The following is a 20,398-nucleotide window of genomic DNA, read 5'->3' as shown; positions in this document are numbered from 1 at the left end:
CGATTGTGGTTTGCGGCCACGGACCCGGCGGTATGTACGCCGGGACCGTGGCCGCAGTCTTTGCGGATTCCCGCGTCGAGCCGGGGCTTTCACCCGCACCCGAGTTGGCGACGGTACGGTGACACGATGCCGATGAGTCCGGGCCAGCCGAGTGCGCGTCCAGAGCATCTAGTCGACGAGCCCGCCAACTCCGACCGCTTCATCGCCGGTCTCTCCGAGTCGATCGGTGGCCCGCTCGGCACCCATGCCGTGCGGTCCCGTCGGCTGCCCGGCGGTGGCCGGTTCTGGACCCCGGCCCGCGTCGTGCTGCTGCTCATCTGCGCCATGCTGAGCTTCCACTGGGTGCAGAAGTCCCCGTGTCGCGACGCTGCCTGGGCGGACATGGCGCAGTACAAGTACTTCTGCTATACCGACGTCCTCGCGCTGTACTACGCCGAAGGCCTCAACGAGGGCAAGGTGCCCTACGCCGACCACCAGGTCGAGTACCCGGTGCTGACCGGGGCCCTCATGGGCGTCATCGGCCTGCCGGTGTACGACCTGCACCAGCGGGGCGTCATCCAGAACGACGGGCAGACCTTCTACGACGTCAACGCCATCGTGCTCGGCGCCTTCGGCGTCGCCGCCGTCGCCGCGACGCTCGCGTTGCGTCGCCGCCGGCCCTGGGACGCGGCCCTGCTCGCGGTCGCCCCGGCCCTGTTCGTCTCGGCGACCGTCAACTGGGACCTGTTCACGGTCGGGCTCACCGCCGTGGCCATGGTCTACTGGGCGAAACGAAAACCCGTGCTCGCCGGCGTGTTCCTCGGCCTGGGGACGGCGGCGAAGCTCTATCCGGTGCTGATCGTCGGCGCGCTGCTCATCCTGAGCATCCGCACCGGCAAGTGGCGGGACTTCTTCGTCGCCGTGGGCACCGGCGCCGCCACCTGGGTGGTGGTGAACGCGCCCGTCGCGTACTTCTTCTGGGACTCGTGGGTCAAGTTCTGGCAGTTCAACCAGCTGCGAGGGATCGACTGGGGCACCCTGTGGTACATCGGGGCGCACATACCGCGCGGATCCGGTCAGTACGGCTTCCCGTTCTTCCAGAACCTCGACGTCGACCCGCAGCACTCGACGCTGAACACCCTGTACCTGGGGCTGTTCCTCATCTGCTGCGCGGGGATCCTCATCCTCGGGCTCACCGCGCAGAAGGAGCCCCGCCTGGCGCAGCTCGCGTTCCTGATCGTGGCGGCGTTCCTGATCACGGGCAAGGTGTGGTCGCAGCAGTACGTTCTGTGGCTGATCCCGCTGGCGGTGCTCGCCCGGCCACGCTGGGGCGCGTTCCTGGCCTGGCAGGCCGCGGAGGTCATCTACTTCGTGTCCTTCTACGGCCAGCTCATGGGCGCCTCGGGCCGTCAGGTCTTCCCGGAGGGCGTCTTCGTGCTCGCCTCCCTGCTGCGCCTGGTCACCCTCGCCATCCTGGTCGGGTACGTCATCCGCGACATCCGGCGGCCCGAGGAGGACGTGGTCCGGCAGACGTACGAGGGCCAGGACCCCGACGGCGGCGTCTACAACGAGGATCCGATCGACGCCGACCTGCTCGAGCCACCACCGGCCCCGGCGCTGGCCCGGGCGGGTTAGCCCGTTTCACGTGAATCAACGGCCCGGCTCGATGCGCGCATCGAGCCGGGCCGTCGTGGTTGTTGCTCAGCCGCGCCCACCGGTTCGCGCGCCGCCGCGCGAGCCTGGCCGGTCTCCTTCCGATCAGCCGTCGATCTTGTACAGGATGACGTCGCCCTGTTCGGTGCGGCTGATGCCGAGGCCGTCGATCGGGGCGTCGATCGCTCGCGCATACGGGGTGCCGGCGGCCTCGTCGCGCAGGACCACCACTGTGCGGATCTTCAGGCTGCGCAGCTGGGTCACCGTGGACTCGTTCGGGAACTGCTCCATGTTGGCCCGCAGAGTCTCCTGGTCGGCGGGGGTGAAGCCGCTGCCGCCGTTGGCCATCTTCGGCAGGCCGTCGGTGCTCCAGAGCATGACGTTCATGTCGAAGCGCTCGCTTGTCGGCAGCACCATCAGCGGCGCCTGGAGGGTGCTCATCGCGACCGGCGCCGGCGGCACCTCCGGGTTGGGCTTGTACTGGGGTATGCCCTCGGCCAGCACCAGCACCAGCGGGATCAGGGTCACCACGCGCCAGGCGCCGGCCCGGTTGCCGACGTCGGACTGCGTGCGGTCGGCGAACAACTCGACGGCCCGCTCCGAGAGCGCGCCCACCGCGCCCGCCGCGAGCAGCGCCAGGAACAGCGTCACCCAGACGATGAGCCAGCCCGACGTGCGGATGCCCTCGAAGCCGGGGAGGAAGCGGTAGAGCGTCATGTAGCCGATATCGCCGTGCAGCGGCCCGTTGGTGCCCATCGCGAGGATCGCCGTGCCGATCACGCCGACGCCGAGCAGAATGCGGTGCTGCAGCCGCCACACGGACACGAACAGCCCGACGAACGCCAGCCCGTAAAGGAAGAACCCGGGCAGCAGCGTCATCTCCAGCGCCTTCTCCGGCGCCCACCCGAGCGCGGAGCGGGCATTCGCATGCACCTCGCCCCACCACACCGACCCCGGCGGTGAGATGAAGAAGCCCTTCAGCGGCGGCGAGAACAGCTCGATGATCTCCGGGCTGCGCCTGGCCTCCGCGTGCTGCTGGAGGACCTGGCGATACGGGTAGGCCATCAGGCCGCTCACCCCGGTGAACACCAGCCCGCCGCCGAGGTTGGCGAAGAACAGCTTCCAGCCGAACGGCCGGTGCGCGTCCCGCCGCCGCAGGTGCTTGTAGCCCCACGTGATCGCGGTGGCCAGCAGGATGGTCAGCACCGCATAAGCGAATGGGATGCCGATCGCGAACCCGAGACTCATCTGCCACGCGGCGACCAGCCAGCCGCCGAGCACCCAGCCCCACCGCCGCTTGTCCGGCTCGTAGCCGCGGCGCAGCGAGAACCCGTGCCCGCGCGCCAGCATCGCCAGCGCCAGCGCGATGCCGCCGATCGACAGCACATTCAGGTGGCCGGCGTGCGCCAGCCGCCACGGCGCATACGCGAACGCGGCCCCGGCCACCGCCGCCCCCGTGCGCCCCACCCCGAGCTGCCGGGCCAGCGCGTAAGCGCCGAAGAAGGCGAAGGCGAAGACCAGAACAAAGATGATGTTGTATCGCACGAGCGCCGCCTCGGGCCCCGAGCCGATCATGCCGGCCGGCGCGTATCCGAGCAGCGTGTCCGAGAAGGCGTAGCTGTATTGATCCGGGTAGAACGCGTTCGCCTGCCACAACCGCAGCGGGTCGGTGGTCAGGATGTGTCCGGCCCAGGACATCTGCCAGGCCTGTTGCGTCGGTTCCCAGATGTTCTGCGGGATCGTGGTCGCCGGGTGGCGCAGCGCCGGCCAGGTCATGACGACGGCGAGCGCGATCGATCCGAGCGCCGCGAGCGTCCACTCGTGCGAGGAGAACCTCGTCAGCCCTGACCCGGTCCGACTCGCGATCCGCCGGAACCGTCCCGGCACGAACTCCGGCTCCGGTGCGAACGCGGAGAACGGATCGGCCGGCTTGGCGTCGTGCTCCAAGAGGTCGGTGCCGACCGGCTTGCCGCCCCGTTCACCCGCAGCGGCATCTTCGCCCGCGCCGGGTCCTTCCCGTGTGGCCGAGGGGGTCTTGGCAGTTGGGAGAGCTGCCTGCGGTGCCGAATCCGGGGCGTCTTCCGGCGGTGGCTCCTCGGCCACCGGCGCCTCCGGCGAAACGTCGCTCACGCCAGCCGCTCCCGCAGGTAGGTGATGTCGGCGCCCTGGCCCTCGACGCCGCCCGGTGTCTCGACGAGCGCCGGCGCCCCAGCCGCGCGGATCACCGCCACGATCAGCTCGGGATCGATCTCGCCGGAGGTCATGTTGTCGTGCCGGTCGCGGCCGGAGTCGAAGCCGTCGCGCGAGTTGTTGGCGTGGATGAGGTCGATGCGGCCGGTGATCGACTTGAGTCGGTCGACGATGCCGAGCAGGTCCTCGCCGCCGGCGTGCGCGTGGCAGGTGTCGAGGCAGAAGCCGACCTCGTAGTCGCCGATCGCGTCCCACAGCCGGGCGAGGTTGTCGAAGCGGCGGGCGCAGGCGTTGTCGCCGCCGGCCGTGTTTTCGATGAGCACCGGGACGGCGAACCCGCCCTGCTCCGCCGCATAAGCGAACGTCTTGCGCCAGTTGTCGAAGCCGGCGTCGAGGCCGTCGGCCTTCTCGACGTGCCCACCGTGGACGATCAGGCCCTTGGCGCCGACCTCGGCCGCGCCCGCCGCATGGCTGAACAGCAGCTTGCGGCTGGGGATGCGGATGCGGTTGTTCGACGATGCGACGTTGATCCGATAGGGGGCGTGGATATAGACGTCTATCTCGGAGGCGCGGATCGCCTCGGCGTCGGCGCGGGCCTTGGGGTCGCTCCAGCCCTGCGGGTCGGTCAGGAAGAACTGAATGAGGTCGGCGCCGCGGGAGGCGGCCTCAGCCAGCGGCTCAGCGGGGTCGACGTGAGCACCGATTCGCATGCCGCAGAGCCTACGGCGTGGGTGTGACAGTTTGCGCGACCCGTCTCTCGGCGGCGACCGAAGGATCCGGAATGCGGTGCTTCCGTCACCGTCCCGTCGGGCGCCTCGTTACGCACATAGCCGCCCGTGATCGCGCAGTCGACCGCCGGGGCGCGCGTACAGCTCGATGGAAGTTTCCCCCAAATGATCCTCCAACCCTGGATGGCTACCTTGTCTGGACACCGATCGGCCGTACGCCTGGCGGCTACCGCCGCGGCGGTAGCCGCCGCGGCCCTGACCGTGGGCGCCAGCCCGGTGAGCGCCGCCCCCGCCACGCCGACGGTCGAGTTCTCCGGCGGCAGCGTGCTCAGCCTGCTGGTCTGCAAATCGGAGCCGAACACCGCCGACGTCTCGGTGCCCACCGACTCGCGCGTCAACTTCGTCAACCGGCTCGGCCAGAACGCGCTGCTGAAGGTCGACGGCCAGTCCGTGGCCACCGTGCAGCCCAACGAGCAGGTACCGGTGGCCTTCAAGAAGGGGCCGGTCGAGGTCGCGATGACCTTCGACTGCGGCATCGGCGTGGTGAAGCAGTTCAAACCGGTCTCGGTCGGGGTGACCGCCGCGCAGGCGACGCCCCCGGCCGACGGGCAGGTCTCGGCCGGCCCGGCCCGCAATGCGCCGGGAGCGACGCGGACCACGCCACCGAACGGTCCCGCGGGCGCCGCGGCCGGCGCCGCGAACAACGCCCTCAACGGCCGCTCCGGCGCGTCCGGCCGCTCCTCGAAGGCACCGCAGGGCCAAGCCGGCCAGGACGGTGCTGCGGGCGCGTCCGGCAGTACCGGCGAGTTCGGTACCGAGCCGATCGACCCGACGCTGCTGGACCCGAGCGCCGCGGCGGCCCCGGCGATGGGCGCCGGCCCGAGTGCGTCCGTCGAGGACCGGATCACGGTCGGTGAGCCGGTGGCCGCCAGCGGCCCCGCGCGCGGCGGCCCGGCCGGCCTGCTCGCACTCGTCGCGACGGTCTGTGCGGTCGGGGTAGGAATCGCCGCAATTCGGGCTATTATTGCGCAACGGGCATCACGTGCGAGCTTCGCTTAAGGTACAATTTAGGTAGGCTCCGCGGGGCGCCGTCATCCAATGCACCGGTGTGGTCGTTCCTCCCCAGGTCCCACCCAAAGAAGCGGATGACGCGCCCCGCGGTCTTTTTTTGGTCTTGACACCTCAGCGTGTACTCTTGTTCGGTCCATCAGCGTATGTGCCGATGGACGACGCATGACCTCCTGCCGCGGATGGACCGCGGCCGCTTAGCCCGTAGGAGGTGAGAACGTCTTGCGTCATTACGAGATCATGGTGATCCTCGACGGCAGTCTCGAGGAGCGCACCGTCGCCCCGTCGCTCGACACGTATCTCAACGTGATCCGGACGTCGGGTGGCTCGGTGGAGAAGCTCGACGTGTGGGGCCGCCGGCGCCTCTCGTACGAGATCAACAAGAAGACCGAGGGTATCTACGCCGTCATCGACCTCCAGGCGTCGCCGGAGTCCGTGGCAGAGCTGGACCGTCAGCTGCGACTCAACGAGTCCGTGCTGCGCACCAAGGTCATCCGGCCCGAGGTCCGCTAAGCGGATTCCGGGCGAGATCGATCTGCTTCGCCCGGCCACGCGTCGCTGGGCGCGACAGAAAACTGTCGTACCCCTGTGACATGGTGGCCATACACCAGCGCGCGAGGAGTTGACTCACATGGCAGCGGGAGATACCACGATCACGGTCATCGGCAACCTGACCGACGACCCTGAACTGCGTTTCACTCCGTCTGGAGCGGCGGTCGCCAAGTTCCGAGTGGCATCCACACCTCGGTTCATGGACCGTCAGACCAACGAGTGGAAGGACGGCGAGCCGCTGTTCCTGGCCTGCACGGTGTGGCGGCAAGCGGCGGAGAACGTCGCCGAATCGCTGACCCGCGGGGCCCGGGTGATCGTCTCCGGTCGGCTCAAGCAGCGGACCTACGAGACGCGCGAGGGTGAGAAGCGCACCGTCATCGAGCTGGAGGTCGACGAGATCGGCCCTTCGCTGCGTTACGCGACTGCCAAGGTGCAGAAGATGTCTCGCAGCTCCGGCGGTGGCGGCGGCTTCGGCTCCGGCGGTAACGGCGGCGGTGGCGGTGGCGGTGGCGGCGGGTTTGGCAACGATGACCCGTGGGCCAGCGCGACCCCGGCCGGCGGTGGCGGCGGTGGCGGCGGCAGGTCGAGCTCATCCTTCGACGACGAGCCCCCGTTCTAATGGCATCAGGAGCAAGAGCAATGGCGAAGGCTGCGGCCCTGCGCAAACCGAAGAAGAAGGTGAACCCTCTCGACAAGGAGGGCATCGCCTACATCGACTACAAGGACACCGCGCTGCTGCGGAAGTTCATCTCCGACCGCGGCAAGATCCGCGCTCGGCGGGTGACCGGCGTGACCGCCCAGCAGCAGCGACAGATCGCGCGTGCCGTCAAGAACGCGCGCGAGATGGCGCTGCTGCCCTACACCGCGACTACGCGCTAAGGGGCGGCCGACATGAAGATCATCCTCACCCAGGAGGTCACCGGCCTCGGGACCCCCGGCGACATCGTCGAGGTCAAGGACGGCTACGGGCGCAACTACCTGCTGCCGCAGGGGTTCGCGATCCTGTGGTCCAGGGGCGCGGAGAAGCAGGTCGTGACCATCAAGCGGGCCCGCTCGGCCCGTGAGATCCGCGACCTCGGCCACGCCAAAGAGGTCAAGACCCAGCTCGAGGGCCTCACCGTCAAGCTGTCCGTCCGGGCCGGCCGGGAAGGCCGCCTTTACGGCTCGGTCACCCCGGCCGAGGTCGCCGAGGCCGTGCAGAAGGCCGGCGGCCCGCAGCTGGACCGGCGTCGCCTCGAGCTGCCCGGCCACGTCAAGTCGGTCGGCGACTACAAGGTGCAGATCAAGCTGCACCCGGAGGTCGCTGCGGTCTTCACGCTGAAGGTCACCGCCGCGAAGTAGCTCGCGCACGTGAAAGGGGCCCCGGTTCGCCTGGGCCCCTTTCGCATGTTTTGGCAGGCCGGCGCCGCGCCCAGCGGACTGGGGGCGGCGTCGGTGGTGTGGGTCAGTCGTACAGGGAGACGGCGGCGGAGATCATCTCGGCCAGCTCGCGGATCTGAGGTCCCTCGCCGGCGTTCCTGGCGATCGTGCGCAGGTCGGTGAGGCGGACGTCGCCCGCGTGCCGGCTGCCGCGGAGCACCTCGGCCAGGTACGCCGTTACGTAGCAGACCCGGACCGGGGCCGAGGCCTCGTCGAAGGTCTGATCCAGGGCGCTCACCGTCACCGGCTGGGCCAGTTCGCTCGCCTCCCGGGTCTTCGGGTCCAGCCATCGCACGCGCACGTCCGCGAGGTGGCCCTGGGCGCCCGGGCGCAGGCGCAGGGCGTAGAGCGCCGTCACCGCGTGGCCGGAGCCCACCTCGCCGCCGTCGACGCGGTCGTCGCGGAACGCCGAGGCCGAGAGCGCGCGGTCGTCGTAGCCGATCAGGCGGTACGACAGGACGGTCTTGGAATCGAACTCGACCTGCGCCTTCGCGTCGAGCGCGCGTAGCGCCACCGTGGCCGGGAGCTGCTGGACGAAGACGCGGTCGGCCTCGGTCTGTTCGCTGACGTACACGACGTAGCCGTCGCCCTTGTCGGCGAGCTGCTCCATGAAGCGGTCGCCGTAGTCGCTGCCGACGCCGACGCCGAGCAGCGTGATCTGCTTCGCGGCGGCCTCCTGGATCTCGCGCACGAGCGGGGTGGCGTCGGTGGTGCCGACGTTGGGCAGACCGTCAGAGAGCAGGATGACCCGGTTGGTGGCCGAGGAGCGGAACGCCTTGCGCGCCGTGTCGTACCCCAGCCGGAGCCCCGCCTCCAGGTTCGTGCTCCCGGCGACCCGCAGCCGCCCAATCGCGTCGCGCAACGCGTCGCGGTCGCGCATCGGCGTCATCGGACGCAGGAGCTCGGCCCGGTCGGAGTACGCCACCAGCGCCACCGAGTCCGTCGGGCGCAACTGGTCGACCAGCGTGTTCAGGCCGTGCTGCACGAGATCGAGCTTGCCCGGCTCGGCCATCGACCCCGACACGTCCACGACGAACGTCAGCGCCGCGTCCGGTCGCGAGGCGTCGGACTCCCCGCGCGTCTGCAGCCCGACGCGGAGCAGCCGGGTGTCGTCGTCGGCGCCGCGATGCGTCTGCGGCATGCGAGTGCCGTCGGCCGTGATCGCGAAGCCGTTGCCGTCGGGCGCGCGGTACCGCTGATCGAACGAGTTGACGAACTCCTCCGGGCGGATCGTGTTCGCCGCCGGCCGGCGCCCGGACAGCAGGGTGCGCCGCGCGAAGCCGTACGAGGCCGTGTCGACGTCCACCGCAAACGTCGACACGGGCCGCTCGGCCGCCGAGACCTCGCCGTTTGTCGCCCGGCCGGCGGCCTCGCCCGTCGGGGTCGCCGCACCCTGGGCCAGCCCCTCCGGAGTGCCCGGCGGCCCGTACCCGGTGGCCGGCGCAGCCTTGCCCCCGGTGGCCGGCATGTCCTTGTGCCCGCTGTCCGCGCCGCAGGCCGCCAGGACGGCGGCGAGCGCCAGGACGGCGGCGGCGCGCAGGTGCTGTAGCGATTTCCGGCCGGCCATCGGTGCCTCCCTCGAGGGTGTGTGGCCAGTCAGACGGCCGCACCCCGCGGACGGCTCCGGGCGTGATCGGACGGTGACCCAACGGTGATCGAGACGTTTGGAATAGTCAAGATCAAAACTGCGTCGCCAGTACCGCGAACAGCACGGTCGCCACGCCCGCGCCCAGCACCGCGCTGGCGAACCCGATCGCGAACGGCCGCCAGCCCGTCGTCACCCGGCCCAGGAACATCGCGATCATGATGCTCAGTGCTATGGACACGGCGATCTTCGGGACCGTGTTCATCAGGTTGGTCAGCGCCTCGGTCCGCGGCGCGGGGCACGGCAGGCCGAACGCGTTCGTGCACCCCGGTCGCGGATCCGGTGACATGGTCAGCGACCAGCCGGTGTACGCGCCGAGCGGCACCAGGTACCAGCAGGCCGTCGAGATGAAGGAACCGATGTACACCTGGCGCTGGTCCGGCTCGTCCTCATCCTCGTCATCGTCGTCGGGCGGCCGCGGGGGCGCCGACGGGCGCCGGGCCGCCGGACCCGGGTCGTACCGCCGCTGGTAGCCGGTCCCCCACGCCTCGTGGTCGAGGACCCGGCCCTGCCCCGGACGGCCGGGATCCGAGCGCGCCGGGAACGGCTCGATGCCGAAGTCTTCCCCGTCGGGCAGGCGCTGCTGAGGGATCCACCGCTCCTGTCGCAGGTCCCAGCGGCCGGTCTCCGGCGCCTGGCGATTCCCGCCGTCGCGTGAACTCTCCCACTCCGGATACCCCACCGGCGGAGCGTCACCCGTTCGTGACCTTTCCGCCATCGGCCGTCCAGTTGAAAAATTTGTGGGCCTCTTTTTTTCGCACACAGGCTGTGGATTGTGTAAGCGCAGGTCAGGAGGCATTCCAGCGTGCAACGTCGGGAGTTATCCACAGCCGTGTGCACAGTCTTTCCCAAGGCACAGGCCCTTGGTCCACAGGTTGTCCAGAGCCTTGTCCACCGGGTGACTTCCGTCGAACGCTGGTCGCCCCATACCGTTGCGCGGGCGCGTCGCGCGCCGGCGAAGGTTTTGTCATACCCGCGCGGTCTACTGGTCCTTGCGGGTGTGGCGTTGGAGGGCGAAGTGTCGATCACCGAAGACAGGCGAACGGATCCGTGGGACGACGCGTCCCCGCCCGAGTCACGCGGCGGCGGTGAACGCGCCGAACGACCCTCCGGCGGTGCCGAGACCTTCGAGCGCACCCCGCCCCAGGACATCGCCGCCGAGCAGAGCGTCCTCGGCGGCATGCTGCTGTCCAAGGACGCCGTCGCCGACGTTGTGGAGATCCTCAAGACCAACGACTTCTACAAGCCGGCCCACAGCGTCATCTTCGACGCGGTCCTCGACCTGTATGGCCGCGGCGAGCCCGCCGACGCCGTCACGGTCGCCGCCACGCTCGCCGACTCCGGCAACATCGCGAAGATCGGCGGCGCCCCATATCTGCACACCCTGATGACGACGGTCCCGACCGCCGCCAACGCCAGCTACTACGCCCGCATCGTCGCCGAGCGCGCCGTCCTGCGCCGCGTCATCGAGGCCGGCACGCGGATCGTGCAGCTGGGATACGGCACCGGCGGCCAGGGCGGCCGCGACGTCGACGATGTGGTCGACCTGGCCCAGCAGGCCATCTACGACGTCACCGAGAAGCGCGTCAGCGAGGACTTCGCCGTCCTGGCCGAAATGCTCCAGCCCACCCTGGACGAGATCGAGGCGGTAGGCGCCCAGGGCGGCATGATGACCGGCGTCCCGACCGGCTTCAGCGACCTGGACCGCCTCCTCAACGGCCTGCACGCGGGCCAGCTGATCATCGTCGCCGGCCGCCCCGGCCTCGGCAAGGCGTTGGCCCTCGACACGCCGCTGCCCACCCCCGACGGCTGGACCACGATGGGGCAGGTCAAAGCGGGTGATCGGCTGCTCGGCGCCGACGGCCGCCCGACGACCGTCGTCAACGCCTTCGAGGTGCTGCACGATCGCCCGTGCTACGAGGTCGAGTTCTCCGACGGCTCGGTGATCGTCGCCGACGCCGAGCACCTGTGGAAGACCACGGCCCGGGCCCGCCGGCGACACGCCGAGCCCAAGCGCGCGCCGCAGTGGCCGGCGGCCGAGCACGTCGCGATCGCGGCGGCTCATCGGGCGGCAGTGGCGGCGCCGGACGAACCGGTCGGTGGGCGGTTCCGGCATGTCCTGCGGGTCGCCGGCCACGGCATGCCGCCGGTCGACGCCGGCGCGCCGGGCCTGGCGACGCGCCAGGACACGACGTCGGGCCGGCCGCGGCAGTGGCCGACGCGGGCGTATTCGTGGCAGGCCCCGCTGACCGAGCCGCGCCGGCGGGTCGACCGGACGATGCGCGCCGAGACCACGCCGGCGCATCCGGACGCGGTCACGACCGCGGAGATCGCCGCAACGCTGCGGCATCCGGTCGACGGCCGGCTCAACCACGCCGTGGAGAACACGGCCGCGCTGCGACTGCCCGAGCGGGAGCTCCCCGTTCCGCCGTACACTCTGGGCGTCTGGCTCGGCGACGGCCACTCGGCCGCGGCCCGCGACCTGCGTGCGATCGGCCTCCTCGACGACGAGCACATCCCGGTGCGGTATCTCCGCGCGTCCGAGCGGCAGCGCCGGGAACTGCTGGCCGGGCTGCTCGACACCGGCGGCACCGTCACGGCGACGGGCGACGTCCGGTTCACCTCCACTGCCGAGCGCCTCGCGAACGACGTGTTCGAGCTGGTGGTCAGCCTGGGCTACCGGTGCACGATGACCCGGGGAGCGACCTACGACCTCACCTTCACGACCGACGACGCGAGGACCCGGGCGCGGTATGTCGTCGCGGTGCGGCCGGTGCCGAGCGTGCCGGTGCGCTGCGTGCAGGTCGACAACGCCGACCACCTCTACCTCGCCGGCCGCGCGATGATCCCGACCCACAACTCGACGGCCGCCATGGACTTCAGCCGGGCGGCCTCGGTCAAGCACAACATGGCCTCGGCGATCTTCAGCCTGGAGATGTCGAAGGTCGAGATCGTCATGCGGCTGCTGTCGGCGGAGGCGCGGGTGCCGCTGCACGTGCTGCGGTCCGGGCAGTTGTCCGACGACGACTGGACCAAGCTCGCGCGGCGCATGGGCGAGATCAGCGAGGCGCCGCTGTTCGTCGACGACACGCCCAACATGAACCTCATGGAGATCCGGGCCAAGGCGCGCCGGCTCAAGCAGCGGCACGACCTGAAGCTCATCGTGGTCGACTACCTGCAGCTGATGACGAGCCCGAAGCGCACCGAGAGCCGGCAGCAGGAGGTCGCCGACCTGTCCCGTGGCCTGAAGCTGCTGGCCAAGGAGGTCGAGTGCCCGGTCGTCGCGGTCAGCCAGCTCAACCGTGGCCCCGAGCAGCGCACCGACAAGCGTCCCCAGTTGTCCGACCTGCGTGAGTCGGGATGTCTCACGGCCGGCACCCGGATCATGCGCGCCGACACCAATACCGAAACGACGATCGGCGAGCTGCTGAGCTCGGGCGCGCGGGACATTCCGGTCTGGGCCCTCAACGAGAAGCTTCAGTACGTGCCGCGAACGATGACGCACGCATTCTCGAGCGGCCGCAAGGAGGTTTTCCGGATGCGGCTCGCGTCCGGAAAGGTCATCGAGGCGACGGCCAACCACCCGTTCCTTGCCTTCGCCGGGTGGACGCCGCTCGGCGAGCTGCGGGTGGGCGGTCGCATCGCCGTCCCGCGTCACGTTCCGCCGCCGCTGCGGATCGAGCCCTGGCCGGAGCCCGAGGTGGTGCTCCTGGCGCACCTGCTCGGCGACGGCTCGTTCGTCGACGGGCAGCCGATCGGTTACGCGAGCGTGGACGAGGCCAACCTGGCCGCGGTCACGGAGGCGGCCCGTCACTTCGACGTCACCGCGATCCGGGACGAGCAGTCGGCGGAGAGCGCCACGACGCTGCGCCTTCCCGCACCCACCGGGCTCGCGGGCGGACAGCGCGATCCCATCGCCGAGTGGCTCGACGGAATGGGGCTTTTCGGACTGCGGTCCCACGAGAGGTTTCTGCCGGAGCGCCTCCACTCGCTGCCCAAGGAGCAGGTTCGGCTCTTCCTGCACCACCTCTGGGCGACCGGCGGGTCGGTGACCGTCCGGCTGGACGGCGGCAGCGGCGGACGGGTCTGTTTCACCTCCACGAGCGAGGCGATGCTCAACGGCATCGCACGCCTACTGCTCCGCTTCGGCATCACGTCCGCGGTTCGCACGAGCACGCCAAGCCGGTATCAGCCGCTGCACACCTTGGACGTCTCCGGTCGCGACGACCAGCTTCGCTTCCTCCGAGAGATCGGTGTGCACGGCGAGCGGGGCCAGGCCTGCGAGCGGCTACGCGCTCGGCTGGAGGCGGTGCAGAGCGACACCAACGTCGACACGATCCCGACGGACGTCTGGAACTCCGTCCGGGCCGTGCTGCTGGAGCAGGGCGTTTCGCATCGGGAGTTCGCGCATGCCACCGGGGCTTCGAGCCGTTCGCGGCTCTGGAGGATCGCTGCGGTGCTGGACAGCGCGGACCTCGATCTGCACGCCACCAACGACGTCTGCTGGGATGAGATCCGGTCGATCGAGAGCATCGGCGAGCAGGAGGTCTACGACGCGACCGTGGCCGGCGTGCACAACTTCGTGGCCAACGGGATAGCCACACACAACTCGATCGAGCAGGACGCCGACGTGGTGATCCTGTTGCACCGCGACGACTACTACGACAAGGAGTCCCCGCGCGCGGGCGAGGCCGACTTCATCGTGGCCAAGCACCGTAACGGCCCGACGGATACGGTAACCGTCGCTGCGCAGCTGCACCTCTCCCGGTTCGTGGACATGGCGATCTAGCGCCTGTTTCCGGAGGTTCAGGCGAGCAGGCGGGTCACGTCGGAGTCGGCGAGCTGGCGGAAGTCGTCGTAATAGCGGCTCACGGCGCCGAAGTCGGATTCCTCCAGGAGACAGACGACCTCGTCGGCCAGGCGGGTCAGGCGGGTCACGGCGGCGACGGCGCCCACCGGTGTGGCCAGGACCACGTGGGCCGCGGACAGGGTGCGGGCCACGGCCACGGCGGCGCCGGCGGTGGCGCCCGTGGCCAGGCCGTCGTCGATGATGATGGCGGTGCGGCCGGTCAGGTCCAGGGGCGGGCGGCCGAGCCGGAAGAGACGCTCGCGGCGGCGCAGTTCCGTGGTCTCGTGGCGGACCACCAGGTCGATCTCGACCTCGTCCAGGCGGGTGGCGATCTCCTCGTTGAGGACCTGGATGCCGCCGGGACCAAGGGCGCCGAACGCCACCTCGGGGGCCCACGGGACGCCGAGCTTGCGCACGACCAGGACGTCGAGCGGGATGCGCAGGCGGCGGGCGACCTCGGCCGCTACCGGGACGCCGCCGCGGACCAGGCCCAGGGCCACGGCGTCAGCGCGGTCGGCGTATCCGGCCAGGCGATCGGCCAGCGCCGAGCCGGCCTCGACCCGGTTGCGGAAGCCCATACCTCCTGTGTACGCCCAGCGGGCGCCCGGCGTCACGGGGTCACCGATCGGCTCCCCCGCCGGGCGAGGACTAGCGCCTGGTTCATAACTGAGGCGGGGCTGCGGCGGGCCCAGATTCCGCCTGGCGGCGTCCCACGGAAGCCCGGTTACAACACCGGTAGCCTGGCTCCCGGGGGCCACCACCAGACGAAATCTGGACTCCGCCTCGCTCCTACCCCAGCTATGAAACAGGCGCTAGCTTGAGTTTTAACCTGTGCGGCGCGGTCGGGGATTGACGGATTTCTTCTTTTTGGGTTGTGGTTGCCAAGTGTCGCCGCTGGCGGCGAGGTGGACCTGGTAGTGGGGGGTGGGGTGGGTGTTGCGGCGGCCGGGTGGCCGTCCGGGGCCTGGCCGGGTGGGTTTCGGTGCACGGGCTGGGCAGGTGGTTGTTGGGCGGAGGTGCCGAAATCCGCGCCGGACCCGGGCTGGGCTGAGCCGGTCGGGTGGTGTGGGTTGTTCCCATGGCCGGCGTAGGTCGGCGGCGAGGGGCCGGGCGAGGCGTAGTTGGGTGTAGGCGGCGATGAGGAGCCAGGTCCAGCGGTCCGCTGCGTGTGGGGTGCGCAGTTTCGGGGTGGTCCAGCCGAGGGTCTGCTTGAGGAACCGGAACGTGTGTTCGATGTCGAAGCGGCGCAGGAACGCCTGCCACAGCAGGTTGACCGTGGCTGGGTCCGGGTTGTGGTCCGCGCCGCTGGAGTACCACAGCCACACCGGTTTCGGGGTCGCACCGGACGGCAGCCGCTCGACGTCGAGGCGGATGACGGTGCCGGGCAGGATGGGCAGGTCGGGGCAGTCGGCCCAGGCGGCGTGGCGGGTCAACCGGGGGTGCAGCTGGTGCCAGGCACGGGCGGTCGCCGGGCCGTAGAGGCGGGTCTCGGTCACCGTGGCCACGTCCGGGGCGCCCCAGCTGGTCGGATCGGCGAAGATGAACTCGCCGCCGTGGCGGCGCCGTCGGCCCAGCGTGCCGGGCGTGTGCGGGGGTGCGGCCCGGCGCAGCACCCGGTCCGAGCGCAGCCGGGCCAGGACCTGTATCGGCAGGTCTTGCAGGAGATACGTGAGGCGGGACGCGTCGTAGCCAGCGTCCATCACGACCCAGATGTCGGCGTCGCCGGGCTGCCAGTGCCCGGCGGTGATGAGCCGGGCCACGACGTCACGCAGTTGCGCGGCGGTGACCGCGGCCAGGTCTGCGCCTGGCGCGAGACGGACCGCGTCCAGCGGCGCGGTCCACGACGTTCGACCGGTCTGTAATGCCACCACGAACGAGTACGGCCAGCCCGGGATCATGATGTGCTGGTCTTTGCCCCGGCCGTGGGTGTGGCACAGGATCCGTTCCGGCGCGGTGTGCGCTTCCGGCCGTAGCCAGCTGGTGACATCCACTGCCAGGACGATCCGGTCGTCCGCTGCCCGGGGCATCGGCGCGGCGGTCAGGGCGGCACGCAGTCGGCCCACGTCGATGTGGCCTTGCGCGAGGGCGTCGTACGACGCGCCGTGTCCACGACGATGCTCGGCCACCAGCGACAACTCAGCCAACGAACGGACCGGCCCGTCGGCGCACAACACCGCGTCGGTGAGCTCGAACAACGCGTCACCACGGCGGGTCAGAGACCGGTAGACCTCACGCCGGAACGTGGCAAGGTCCCCGGCCGCATCCACCGGCCGGGCCTCAGGCACACTGATCATGGACAGCCCTTGGTTGTGGTGTTCTTCCCTAGACAAGAGGAATGATCACCCAAGGGCTGTTCCCATGATCAGCCGGGGTCGATGCCGACCCGCTGACGGTTAAAGCTCAAGCTAGGCCGAGTCGGTGAGGCGTGCGGGGCGCAGGGACCACCACAGGGCGAGGAAGGCGACCGGGTACAGCAGGTAGCCGAACCTCGTGCTCGGCGTGAGCATGATGGCGGCGGTGAGGCCGGCGGCGACGTACGCGGCCGCGGTGCCCGCGCTGGTCGGCGGGCGGCGCAGCAGGCGGACGGCGATGGCCGCGCCTGCGAGCAGGAGCAGAGCGAGCGCGATGGCGCGGCCGCCGGTGACGCTCGCGGCGATGAGGTGGCCGGGCAGCGGGGACTGCGCGGGGCTGGTGACCAGGCCGTGGCCGGTGGGGAAGCGCAGCGCGTTCTCGATGTAGGCGTCGGCGTCGACGATCAGCGCGGGCGCGAGGGCGAGCAGTGGGATGCCGAACGCGCCGACGGCGAACCAGCAGGCCGTCCGGGAGATCGCGAACCGGTCGAGGAGCCGGGACGCGGGCGGGGAGCCTGGGCTGCGGGCGGCCAGGACCAGCGCGAGCAGGACCAGCGCGACCGGGAGGGCGAAGAGCTTGAGCGCACCGGCGAGGCCGACGGCGATGCCGGCGGCGACGAAACGGTCGCGGGCGGCGAGGGCCAGGGCGAGCAGGCAGAGCGTGAGCACGGGCAGATCGTCGCCGCCGGTGGCGAGGGTCAGGGTGCACAGGGGCAGCACGGCCACCGCCTGGGCCAGGCGCAGGGAACGCTGCGGAGGGGAGTCGGGGCGGAGCAGGCTCATGCAGTACACCAGGCAGAAAACGGTGACCACCGCGAACCAGACGCGGGCGTCCGTCCACCACCCCGCGCCGAAGGCGGCGCGGGGCAGGCCGAAGAGGGCCATTCCGGGCTGGTACGGCGCGTAGCCGAGCAGTCGCTCGTCCGCGGGCAGGGTGGTGATCGCGGCGTGGCTCAGGTATGGCGTGGCGGTGTCGGCGAGGCGGGCGCCCATGTGTTCGACGACGATGACCTCCTCCTGTGCGCGGTCGGTGCGGCCGGCGGCGCGCTGCGCGGCTTGGACGACGAGCGGCAGGAGCGCGGTCGCGGCGAAGGCGAGGGGCACGACGCGGAGGCGGCCCAAGACGAGGACGGCGAGGGCGGCGGCCGCGTATCCGATCCACGCGATGGCGCCCCACGCGCGGTGCGGCAGCAGGGTGGAGGTGAGCGCGGTGACGCCGGCGAACGCGGCACAGAGCGCGTATCCGGTGGCATCGAGGAGGCGGGGGCGCAGGTCGGTGGCTATGCGGACCATTCTGGCGCAGCTGATCTGGCGCGGGGGATCAGGTCGACCTCTCCCGGCCGGGGGGCTCTTCGCCCATGCTCATCCGGCGCGCGCGGCGGCTGCGCGACATGCGGATGACGGCTCCGGTGTCGTGCAGCGGGTCGGCGAGGCGGCCCTCGCCACGCCGGAGGGCGGCGAGGAGCCGATCGGCGGGCATCGCGCGGGCGAAGAGGTGGCCCTGGCCGGCCGTGCAGCCGAGCTCCCAGAGTTGCCGGCGTTGATCCTCGCGCTCGACGCCCTCGGCGACGATGAGCAGGTCGAGGCTGCGGCCGAGGTCGATGGTGGAGCGGACGACGGCGCCGGGGGCGGAGGCGTTCATCGCGGCGACGAAGCTACGGTCGATCTTGAGCTCGTCGACGGGGACGCGGGCGAGGGTGGCCAGCGACGAGAAGCCGGTGCCGAAGTCGTCGAGGGCGAGGCGGATGCCCTGTTCGCGCAGGGCGGCGAGGACCTCGTCGACGACCTCGAGCTTGCTCATCGTGACGGACTCGGTGAGCTCGATGACGAGCGAGGACGAGGGCACGCCCCGGGCGGTGAGGCGGCGGGCGACCGCGTCGGGAAAGGAGGGGTCGAGCAGGCTGCGCGGGGAGACGTTGACCGCGACGGGGACGGGATGGCCGGCGTCGGCCCACTGGAGGGCGGCGATGAGGGCCTGGTCGAGGACGGCGTCGGCGAACGCGGCGAGCTGGCCGGAGCGCTCGATGGCGCCGAGGAACCGGTCGGGGGCGAGGTGCCCGCGGTCGGGGTGGTGCCAGCGGGTGAGGGCTTCGGCGGCGATGACCCGCCCGCCGGCGAGGTCGAGGATCGGCTGAAAGTGCACGGTGAACTGCTGCTCGGTCACGGCTCGGGCGAGGTCGCCGCCGAGGGTGAGGCTGCCGATGTCGGCGGTGTCGCGGGCCAGGGCGTAGACGACGACCCGCTGCCCGTCCTGCTTGGCCTGGTAGAGCGCGATGTCGGCGCGGCGCAGCAGCTCGCCGACGGTGCCGCCACTGCCGGTGGTCACGCCGCAGCTGGCCTCGACGCTGATGCGCATGTCGTCGAGCTCGATCGGTGGGGCGAGCGCGTCGAGCATGGCGTGGGCGTGCAGCTCGGCGAGGGCGGGTGCGCTCAGGCCGGCGAGGACGACGGCGAACTCGTCGCCGCCGAAGCGGGCGACCAGGTCGCCGGGCCGGGCCGCCCCGGCGAGGCGTTCGGCGACGGCGATGAGGACCCGGTCGCCCTCGGCGTGCCCGAGGGTGTCGTTGACCTCCTTGAAGTGGTTGAGGTCGATGAGCAGCACGCCGACGACGCCGATGCCGCGGCCGGCCGCGAGGACCTCGTCGCCGTACTGCTGCAGCCTCCGCCGGTTGGCCAGGCGCGTGAGCGGGTCCTGCGCCGCGGCGCGCGCGTGGCTGTCGGCGAGGCGCCGGGTCTCGGCGAAGGTGGCGGCGTTGCGGATCGCGGTGCACAGCGCGGCGGCGAAGGTGCGCAGCGTGTACTGCTCGCGCTCGGTGAACCGGACCGGTCCGCCGCTGCGGAAGCGCAGCCGCAGCTCACCGAGGTCGGCATCGCCGCGGTAGCTCTCCAGTGCGATGGGAATCAGGAAGCCCTCGGCGGTCGGCGCGTCGCAGGGCGGGCCGTCGAAGAGGATCCGCGTGCCGTCGCTGCGGACCAGGCGCGCGTCCTCGTTCGGCGGATGGATCTCGACCTCGGCCTCGTCGGTGGAGAAGAGGTCGGCGGCGCGGCGGACGGCGGCGTAGAGCACCGCGGTCTGGTCGACGGAGTTGAACTCGTCGGTGGCCTCGGCGAGGCGCTGCCAGGCCTCATTGCCCTGGCGGGTGCGCATCTGGTTGGCCGCGGCGAGGTGGATCGCGTAAACCAGCGGGGGCAGCACAAGCAGCAGCCACTCGCTGATCCGGTACGCCGCGACGGTGACCAGGGCGACGGCGAAGAGGCCCAGCCGGGTGATCACCCGCACGTCGCTTTGCGCCAGGAGGCGCTGCCGGAACGAGGTGTGCGTGACGATCGCGAATAGCGCGTGCGACACGATCTCGTCGACCAGCGCGTAGGCGACGAGCGCGGCGAAAGCGCCCGGTATGACGCCGGGGATGGTGAATCCCGGATTCAGCAGAATCGGCGCCTGACCGGTGGCGGCGACGGCGAAAACCGCGGCGGTCGCGCCGATCGTCTCCTTTGCCACATTGAAGCTGATTTTTGCCAGGTCGGTGCGGCGCTGTGCCAGCAGATGGAGAAAGGTGCCGCAGGCTGTACCGAGAATCACCGGCGGCGGCGGTAGGAACACGGCGGCGAGGGTGAGCACCGCGGTGGTCGGTGTGATGAGCGTCGAGGTCGAGCGGATGCGGACCTCGACGTTGGCGAAACCGTTGCCGATCAGTACGACGGTGAGTACCGCCATCGCGCCGGCCAGGCGGCTGTGGTCGGAGATGTGCCAGAGTGCCCAGATCGCGGCCCCGGCCCCGCCGACGACGACGGGACCAACGAGACGCCACAGGCGCCGGTTGGTCGCGTCGTCGGTTCGCGGTTGTTTCTGCATTGCGTCGAGCTTCATCGTGGCCGATGCCGCTCCCGGCTTGTCAACCCGTCGAGCGGGTTCAGCCCCAGAGATAGTCCTTCTTCTGCATTTCTCCCCCAAAGGTCGTTT

15 protein-coding genes are annotated in these 20,398 nt (G+C 70.8%); 7 read left to right on the top strand and 8 right to left on the bottom strand.

Translation table 11 applies throughout. The features are described 5' to 3' along the window. The first annotated feature begins 132 nt into the window (after positions 1-132). The gene (locus ABT297_RS08155) at positions 133-1,614 is read left to right on the top strand and encodes a glycosyltransferase family 87 protein (protein WP_502885527.1); all 1,482 of its coding nucleotides are present in this window, start codon (positions 133-135) and stop codon (positions 1,612-1,614) included. A 123-nt stretch (positions 1,615-1,737) separates the two neighbouring features. On the opposite strand, the gene ABT297_RS08150 is transcribed toward ABT297_RS08155, so the two are convergent. Further along, the gene (locus ABT297_RS08150) at positions 1,738-3,762 is read right to left on the bottom strand and encodes a hypothetical protein (protein WP_350546102.1); all 2,025 of its coding nucleotides are present in this window, start codon (positions 3,760-3,762) and stop codon (positions 1,738-1,740) included. Next, on the bottom strand, positions 3,759-4,532 hold the full coding sequence (locus tag ABT297_RS08145) for a deoxyribonuclease IV (RefSeq protein WP_350546099.1): 774 nt from the start codon (positions 4,530-4,532) through the stop codon (positions 3,759-3,761). The genes ABT297_RS08150 and ABT297_RS08145 overlap by 4 nt, the downstream gene beginning before the upstream one ends. 201 nt (positions 4,533-4,733) lie before the next feature. Here ABT297_RS08145 and ABT297_RS08140 point away from each other — a divergent pair, with 201 nt between their 5' ends. The 5 genes from ABT297_RS08140 to rplI all read left to right on the top strand — a co-directional run bounded on the left by ABT297_RS08140 (position 4,734) and on the right by rplI (position 7,511). Then, complete coding sequence (locus ABT297_RS08140) at positions 4,734-5,609, top strand: hypothetical protein (protein WP_350546098.1); 876 nt, start codon at positions 4,734-4,736, stop codon at positions 5,607-5,609. 231 nt (positions 5,610-5,840) lie between these two features. Beyond that, positions 5,841-6,131 (top strand): 30S ribosomal protein S6, encoded by a 291-nt coding sequence (gene rpsF, locus ABT297_RS08135; protein ID WP_033359943.1) that lies wholly within the window; start codon positions 5,841-5,843, stop codon positions 6,129-6,131. Between the two features lie 118 nt (positions 6,132-6,249). After that, the gene (locus ABT297_RS08130; RefSeq protein WP_350546096.1) at positions 6,250-6,789 is read left to right on the top strand and encodes a single-stranded DNA-binding protein; all 540 of its coding nucleotides are present in this window, start codon (positions 6,250-6,252) and stop codon (positions 6,787-6,789) included. 20 nt (positions 6,790-6,809) lie between these two features. Next, on the top strand, positions 6,810-7,049 hold the full coding sequence (gene rpsR, locus ABT297_RS08125; protein WP_223100246.1) for a 30S ribosomal protein S18: 240 nt from the start codon (positions 6,810-6,812) through the stop codon (positions 7,047-7,049). Positions 7,050-7,061: 12 nt separating this feature from the next. After that, on the top strand, positions 7,062-7,511 hold the full coding sequence (rplI, locus tag ABT297_RS08120) for a 50S ribosomal protein L9 (protein ID WP_350546092.1): 450 nt from the start codon (positions 7,062-7,064) through the stop codon (positions 7,509-7,511). A gap of 103 nt (positions 7,512-7,614) precedes the next feature. Here rplI and ABT297_RS08115 read toward each other — a convergent pair whose 3' ends face one another. After that, the gene (locus ABT297_RS08115; RefSeq protein ID WP_350546089.1) at positions 7,615-9,156 is read right to left on the bottom strand and encodes a vWA domain-containing protein; all 1,542 of its coding nucleotides are present in this window, start codon (positions 9,154-9,156) and stop codon (positions 7,615-7,617) included. 112 nt (positions 9,157-9,268) lie between these two features. Continuing rightward, a complete protein-coding gene (locus ABT297_RS08110) occupies positions 9,269-9,916 on the bottom strand; it encodes a hypothetical protein (protein ID WP_350546087.1) in 648 nt (215 codons plus the stop codon). A gap of 123 nt (positions 9,917-10,039) precedes the next feature. On the opposite strand from ABT297_RS08110, the gene ABT297_RS08105 reads away from it, so the two are divergent. Next, positions 10,040-14,023 carry a replicative DNA helicase gene (locus ABT297_RS08105; RefSeq protein ID WP_350546085.1) on the top strand — a complete coding sequence of 1,328 codons (3,984 nt, stop codon included), beginning with the start codon at positions 10,040-10,042 and terminating at the stop codon, positions 14,021-14,023. Positions 14,024-14,040: 17 nt separating this feature from the next. Here ABT297_RS08105 and ABT297_RS08100 read toward each other — a convergent pair whose 3' ends face one another. From ABT297_RS08100 to ABT297_RS08085, 4 genes are all read right to left on the bottom strand, one after another. Beyond that, complete coding sequence (locus ABT297_RS08100; protein ID WP_350546084.1) at positions 14,041-14,661, bottom strand: phosphoribosyltransferase; 621 nt, start codon at positions 14,659-14,661, stop codon at positions 14,041-14,043. Positions 14,662-14,907: 246 nt separating this feature from the next. After that, positions 14,908-16,377 (bottom strand): NF041680 family putative transposase, encoded by a 1,470-nt coding sequence (locus ABT297_RS08095; RefSeq protein ID WP_350546081.1) that lies wholly within the window; start codon positions 16,375-16,377, stop codon positions 14,908-14,910. 111 nt (positions 16,378-16,488) lie between these two features. Further along, positions 16,489-17,727 (bottom strand): glycosyltransferase 87 family protein, encoded by a 1,239-nt coding sequence (locus tag ABT297_RS08090; RefSeq protein WP_350546080.1) that lies wholly within the window; start codon positions 17,725-17,727, stop codon positions 16,489-16,491. Positions 17,728-17,755: 28 nt separating this feature from the next. Next, positions 17,756-20,290, bottom strand: a complete 2,535-nt coding sequence (locus ABT297_RS08085; RefSeq protein WP_350546078.1) for a putative bifunctional diguanylate cyclase/phosphodiesterase — start codon at positions 20,288-20,290, stop codon at positions 17,756-17,758. Positions 20,291-20,398: the final 108 nt, after the last annotated feature.

Origin of the sequence: Dactylosporangium sp. NPDC000555, from assembly GCF_040300025.1 — a bacterium.
Taxonomy (GTDB): domain Bacteria; phylum Actinomycetota; class Actinomycetes; order Mycobacteriales; family Micromonosporaceae; genus Dactylosporangium.
This window is presented reverse-complemented; position numbering and strand designations above follow the sequence as displayed.

What these genes read in the sequence shown, in the direction of transcription:
- ABT297_RS08115 (WP_350546089.1), bottom strand. Translation starts at nt 9,156, where the DNA reads ATGGCCGGCCGGAAATCGCTACAGCACCTGCGCGCCGCCGCCGTCCTG.
- rpsR (WP_223100246.1), top strand. Translation starts at nt 6,810, where the DNA reads ATGGCGAAGGCTGCGGCCCTGCGCAAACCGAAGAAGAAGGTGAACCCT.
- ABT297_RS08095 (WP_350546081.1), bottom strand. Translation starts at nt 16,377, where the DNA reads ATGATCAGTGTGCCTGAGGCCCGGCCGGTGGATGCGGCCGGGGACCTT.
- ABT297_RS08155 (WP_502885527.1), top strand. Translation starts at nt 133, where the DNA reads ATGAGTCCGGGCCAGCCGAGTGCGCGTCCAGAGCATCTAGTCGACGAG.
- ABT297_RS08100 (WP_350546084.1), bottom strand. Translation starts at nt 14,661, where the DNA reads ATGGGCTTCCGCAACCGGGTCGAGGCCGGCTCGGCGCTGGCCGATCGC.
- ABT297_RS08145 (WP_350546099.1), bottom strand. Translation starts at nt 4,532, where the DNA reads ATGCGAATCGGTGCTCACGTCGACCCCGCTGAGCCGCTGGCTGAGGCC.
- ABT297_RS08140 (WP_350546098.1), top strand. Translation starts at nt 4,734, where the DNA reads ATGGCTACCTTGTCTGGACACCGATCGGCCGTACGCCTGGCGGCTACC.
- ABT297_RS08090 (WP_350546080.1), bottom strand. Translation starts at nt 17,727, where the DNA reads ATGGTCCGCATAGCCACCGACCTGCGCCCCCGCCTCCTCGATGCCACC.
- rplI (WP_350546092.1), top strand. Translation starts at nt 7,062, where the DNA reads ATGAAGATCATCCTCACCCAGGAGGTCACCGGCCTCGGGACCCCCGGC.
- ABT297_RS08085 (WP_350546078.1), bottom strand. Translation starts at nt 20,290, where the DNA reads ATGCAGAAACAACCGCGAACCGACGACGCGACCAACCGGCGCCTGTGG.
- ABT297_RS08130 (WP_350546096.1), top strand. Translation starts at nt 6,250, where the DNA reads ATGGCAGCGGGAGATACCACGATCACGGTCATCGGCAACCTGACCGAC.